This is a genomic window from Halochromatium sp., from assembly GCF_054919635.1.
Window position 1 is genome coordinate 1 of sequence record NZ_JBUDPI010000285.1, and the last position, 4910, is coordinate 4910.

5 protein-coding genes are annotated in these 4910 nt (G+C 62.4%); 2 read left to right on the forward strand and 3 right to left on the reverse strand.

The genetic code is table 11. The features are described 5' to 3' along the window. The first annotated feature begins 65 nt into the window (after positions 1 to 65). Positions 66 to 623, forward strand: a complete 558-nt coding sequence (rfbC, locus tag ACY693_RS14905) for a dTDP-4-dehydrorhamnose 3,5-epimerase (RefSeq protein WP_462322603.1) — start codon at positions 66 to 68, stop codon at positions 621 to 623. A gap of 148 nt (positions 624 to 771) precedes the next feature. Here the strand turns inward: rfbC and ACY693_RS14910 are convergent, their stop codons facing one another. Continuing rightward, positions 772 to 1179, reverse strand: a complete 408-nt coding sequence (locus ACY693_RS14910) for a globin domain-containing protein (RefSeq protein WP_462322604.1) — start codon at positions 1177 to 1179, stop codon at positions 772 to 774. 306 nt (positions 1180 to 1485) lie between these two features. Between ACY693_RS14910 and ACY693_RS14915 the strand changes: the two genes are divergently transcribed. After that, on the forward strand, positions 1486 to 3444 hold the full coding sequence (locus ACY693_RS14915) for an SLC13 family permease (protein WP_462322605.1): 1959 nt from the start codon (positions 1486 to 1488) through the stop codon (positions 3442 to 3444). 22 nt (positions 3445 to 3466) lie between these two features. Here the strand turns inward: ACY693_RS14915 and ACY693_RS14920 are convergent, their stop codons facing one another. Both ACY693_RS14920 and ACY693_RS14925 read right to left on the reverse strand, forming a co-directional pair. After that, positions 3467 to 4009 carry a hypothetical protein gene (locus tag ACY693_RS14920; protein WP_462322606.1) on the reverse strand — a complete coding sequence of 181 codons (543 nt, stop codon included), beginning with the start codon at positions 4007 to 4009 and terminating at the stop codon, positions 3467 to 3469. A gap of 198 nt (positions 4010 to 4207) precedes the next feature. Continuing rightward, the coding region (locus ACY693_RS14925) for a class I SAM-dependent methyltransferase (RefSeq protein WP_462322607.1) at positions 4208 to 4910 on the reverse strand (703 nt) is incomplete at its 5' end.

Below are 4910 nucleotides of genomic sequence, written 5' to 3' on the forward strand. Positions count from 1 at the left end.
GAGCCGCTGCGCAAGAGTGGCTACGGCGACTATCTGCTAGGACTCATCACCCGAGGACCCGCCCCATGAAGATCACCGCCACCGCCATCCCTGAGGTGCTGCTGATCGAGCCAAAGGTATTCGGCGATCATCGCGGCTGGTTCTGCGAGACCTGGCAGCAAGAGCGCTACGCGGAGCAAGGCATCGGGCCGGCGTTCGTGCAGGATAACCAGGCATTCTCAGGCCATGGCACCCTACGCGGGCTGCATATCCAAAACCCCTATGGCCAGGGAAAGCTGGTTCAGGTCGTCGCCGGTGCGGTGTTTGATGTCGCCGTCGATGTGCGCAAGGGCTCAGCAACCTTCGGTCACTGGGTCAGTGCCGAGCTGAGCGCTGAGAACCAGCACCAATTCTGGGTGCCACCCGGTTTCTTGCATGGCTACATGGTGACCAGCGACACGGCGATCTTCAGCTATAAATGCACCGATTACTATCATCCCGAGACGCAATTCGCGGTGCGTTGGGATGATCCCGACATCAGCATCGACTGGCCCGCAGGCATTCAGCCCATCCTCTCGGACAAGGACCGCGATGCGCCCCTGCTGCGCGAGATCCCGAGTGAGCAGCTCCCCAGCAGTCGTTGAGAGCAAGATTGAGCGACCTGCGCGGTGATGGCGTTTGGGCCTTACATGCCTGGCCTAGAGCTGATGTGCAAGGCTGATCGCAGTGCAAAAGCTCGGCCTCGATGCTGACCAGCATCGAGGCGTCGACGGTCGATGCTGGTTCTTAGGCTCAACGCACAGCGCCCGCCTGCATGGTCTGCGAGAGCGCTTCGAAGACCTCGCGCCAAGCCGCTTGCGCCTCGGCATCGAGCTCGTCACCGAGCGCCTCGTACAGGGTCTCAAGCAGCACCTGCTCGAACTTCAGATAGTCCTCAGGGCGAACACCATATTCGGCATGACGCGCCCCCAGGGTCTCGATCAAAGGTCGAACGCGCTCAGGGTACTCCAGCGCACTGATCACTGTGTTGATCATGGTGACGAATAGATCGGCCTGCTCATCGATCTCGCCTTTGAACAGCGGCCTCAGCTCGGGATGATCCAGGAACAGTCGGCGGTAGAAAGCTCGGCAAACCGATTTTCGCTGCGGCAGGATCAAGGCCCAGGTTTGCCGAACACGCGAGACCGTATCAGGATGCATGGAGGTCCACCGACGCTGCAATATTGGCGCGCATCGGGCGCGCCCCGGTCAGAAATCAATTGCTGATCCAATGAGAGCATAGGCCAGCTGGGGTAAGGCTTCAACGCCATGCGGAGCTGAGAAGCAAGGATCGATGGACGCCAAACACCCTGGATCTGGGTCGACGCGCGGTGCAATCGGCCAAGCAAGCGGGGCTCGGTTTCAGTAGCATTGTCGGGTTATCGGCGTCGCGCCATCGCGCGCATCAATCAGCAACCAGGTCTCAACCGGCCCGACCACAGCACTAAACCTTAGGAGGAAGCTTTCATGGGTAAACTGCTGAAGGGGATCAGCGTCACCGATCTCGCCGGCGCCGCACTCGCGGTCTTCGCGATTTGGCTCGCTGGGCAGGTGCCCTCGGTCGAGATCGCCTGGGTGATGGCGGTGCTGGTGCTCACCGTGTTCCTGTTCGCGTTCGAGGTCGTGCCGGTCGACGTCGCCGCAGTCAGCGTAATGGTGCTCCTTGGGCTGACGACACTGGTCGCCCCCTTGATGGGCTTGGAAACCGGGCTAGTGCCTCTGCAGAACCTGTTCGATGGCTTCGCCTCGAATGCGGTGATCTCAATCATCGCTGTGATGATCATCGGCGCCGCACTCGACAAAACCGGCCTGATGACACGAGTCGCTGGCTTCATCATGCGCATTGGTGGCAGCACCGAGGCGCGCATCATCCCACTGGTCTCGAGCACCGTCGGCGTCATCTCGTCGTTCATGCAAAACGTCGGCGCTGCCGCCCTGTTCTTGCCGGTGGTCAGCCGCATCTCGGCGCGAACCGGTCTGCCCATGTCGCGACTGCTGATGCCGATGGGCTTCTGCGCCATCCTCGGCGGGACCATCACCATGGTCGGCTCAAGCCCGCTGATCCTGCTCAACGACCTGATCAAGACCACCAATCAGGGTCTACCAGCCGAGCAGCAGATGGAGACCTTCGGCCTGTTCTCGGTCACGCCGATCGGCCTCGCGCTGGTAGCGGCTGGCATTCTCTACTTCGTGCTCGCGGGTCGTTTCGTGCTGCCTACGCGGACCAACGATCAGCTGCTGCAGGCGGGTGATCCGATGACCTACTACGCCGAGACCTATGGCGTCAGCGACTTCAAGGTGCACGAGGTGCGGGTGCCCGCCGAGAATCCGATCGCTGGACTCAGTGTGGATGCGATCGAGCGGCAGTGGAATGTTCGCATCATCGCCGTCGAGAAGGGTGATGGGGTGCGCCTGGGCTCGTCCGGGGTCGATCGCGGCCTGGGCATCGAGCAGGGCACCTTGCTCGGCATCTTGGCTACCGAAGAGCGCTTCGAGACCTTCGTCGCCGAGACCGGGATCGAGACCCGCCCCGAGCTTGAGACCTTCGCCGAGGCGCTATCGCCGACCAAGGCCGGTATCGCCGAGATCGTGATCCCGCCGGGCTCAGGACTGCTCGGCAAGTCGGCAAGAGACATCTTCATGCGCAAGGTCTATGGCCTCTCGCTGCTCGCCATCCGACGGGGCGATGAGACCCTGACCTATGCCACGGGTGGCGTGCGCAACCTGCCGTTCAAGCCCGGCGATACGCTGGTGGTGCACACCGCCTGGACCGATCTGGCCCGGCTCGAGAGCAATCGCGACTTCGTCATCGTCACCACCGAATATCCGCACGAGGAGCTGCGCCCGCACAAGCTCCCGGTGGCCTTGATGTTCTTTGCCCTGACCTTGGGGCTAGTGCTGTTCACCGACCTGATGCTCTCTGTCGCACTGCTGACCGGTGCCGTCGGCATGATCCTCAGCCGGGTGCTCTCGATCGACGAGGCCTATGAGGCGGTGAGCTGGAAGACCGTCTTCCTGCTTGCCTCACTGATCCCGCTCGGACTCGCGGTTGAGACGTCGGGCACTGCGGCCTGGATCGCCCAGGAGACGCTAGCCGCGCTGGGCGACGTACCGATCTGGGTGATCCAGGCCGCGCTGGCGGTGCTAGCGACCTTCTTCACGCTGGTGATGTCGAACGTGGGCGCGACCGTGCTGCTCGTCCCGCTAGCGGTGAATATGGCGATGGGCGCTGGTGCCAATCCAGCCGTGTTCGCGCTGACGGTCGGCATCGCCACCTCGAACTCATTCCTGATCCCGACCCATCAGGTCAATGCCCTGATCATGGGTCCCGGTGGTTATCGAGTGCCCGACTATATGCGCGCCGGCGGGATCATGACGGTGCTGTTCTTGGTGGTCTCGCTGCTGATGCTGAACCTGGTGTTTTAACCCGGTGTTTTAACCCGGTGTACTAAAAGGCACCACCAACGGCCGCGTAACCGAAGACGATGTCACCAGTAGAGCCGCTCGCCATCCAGAGCTTGCCGATGCCGTTGCGGCCGGTCTGATCGAGGACGATCTGCGCCCGCCCTTCCCGGCCGTCATTGCAGCGGAAACGAAAGACCGGCCTGGAATCGCCTGCAAAGGCGTTGTAGCGTCCGCGACAGATCGTTCTGCCGTTGCTCACTGAAAAGGCCGCAGCGAAGGGGTTCGAGACATAGCGGCCGCGGTAGAGCTGCTTATCGATGAAGGCGACGAAGGGACCGTCCACGGCCTCGGTTGGCGAAATCTCGAGGTTTCGATGCTCGCGATAGTGGCCAACCACCGAGGTCATGCAGGTATGCCGCTCGGCCATCGGCTCCAGCTGACAGAGGATGCGCGCGTAGTCCAAGGGCGCCACCTCGACGAAGACCAGGTTGAGATCCACCGGCGCGCGATTCGCCGAGCAACTGGCCAGCGCAATGGCCAGCGCAATAGCAAGCCCGAAGGGAAGCAAGGTAGCGCAGAGCAGCACCAACGCAGACGGCTGCAGCCAACGCTGCGCAGGCCTCGCGGAGCGACCCGCGAGCGATTGCGGGTCCGACCCTGCTTGCCTCCTGCACGGCACTGTTCGGCACCGGGTCGTTATCGTTAACATGGCCAGCGGCGCTGCAGGGCGGCTAGGGGGGGGCGGCTAGGGGGCAGCCACGAGACAGCCGCTGGGATCGAGCAATCACCCTGCCGCTGGACGCTCGAACAGGTAGTGTCCGACGTACCACTCCTGGCCGCGGTGCAGCCCAAAGAGCTCGGCACAGGCCATGAAGAAGAGCCGCCAGCGCATCCACCAGACGCCGACCTGCTCCTTGCCGTAGGTGGTCTCGAGGATCGGCCAGACCTGATCGCGCGCCGCATCCATCAGCGCCAGCCAGGCGTTGAGGGTCTTCTCATAGTGACGCCCATCCCAGCGCCAGCGATCGACCAGGTTGAGCTGCTGCTGGAAATGCAGTGGCAGATCATCGCTTGGCATGATGCCGCCGGCGAAGAAGTAATGACTCATCCAGTCGTCTGGGCCTGTATCCTCATAGGGATAGGGATGGTCGCGATGGCAGAACACATGCATGAAGAAGCGCCCGCCAGGCTTGAGCCAGTCGTGCACGCGACCGAACAGGGTACGCCAGTTGCGCATGTGCTCGAACATCTCCAGCGAGACGATGCGATCGAACCGCTGATCGATCGCGAAGGCGTTCATATCGGCGGTGATGACGGTAAGGTTATCGATTCCGCGACGCTCGGCCTCGCCTTCAATATAGGCGCGCTGCGAGCTGGAGTTAGAGACCGCGGTGAATTGGCTCGATGGAAACTGCTCGGCGGCCCATAGACTGAACGAGCCCCAACCGCAGCCGAGCTCGAGCACCTCCATGCCGGTATCGACCCCG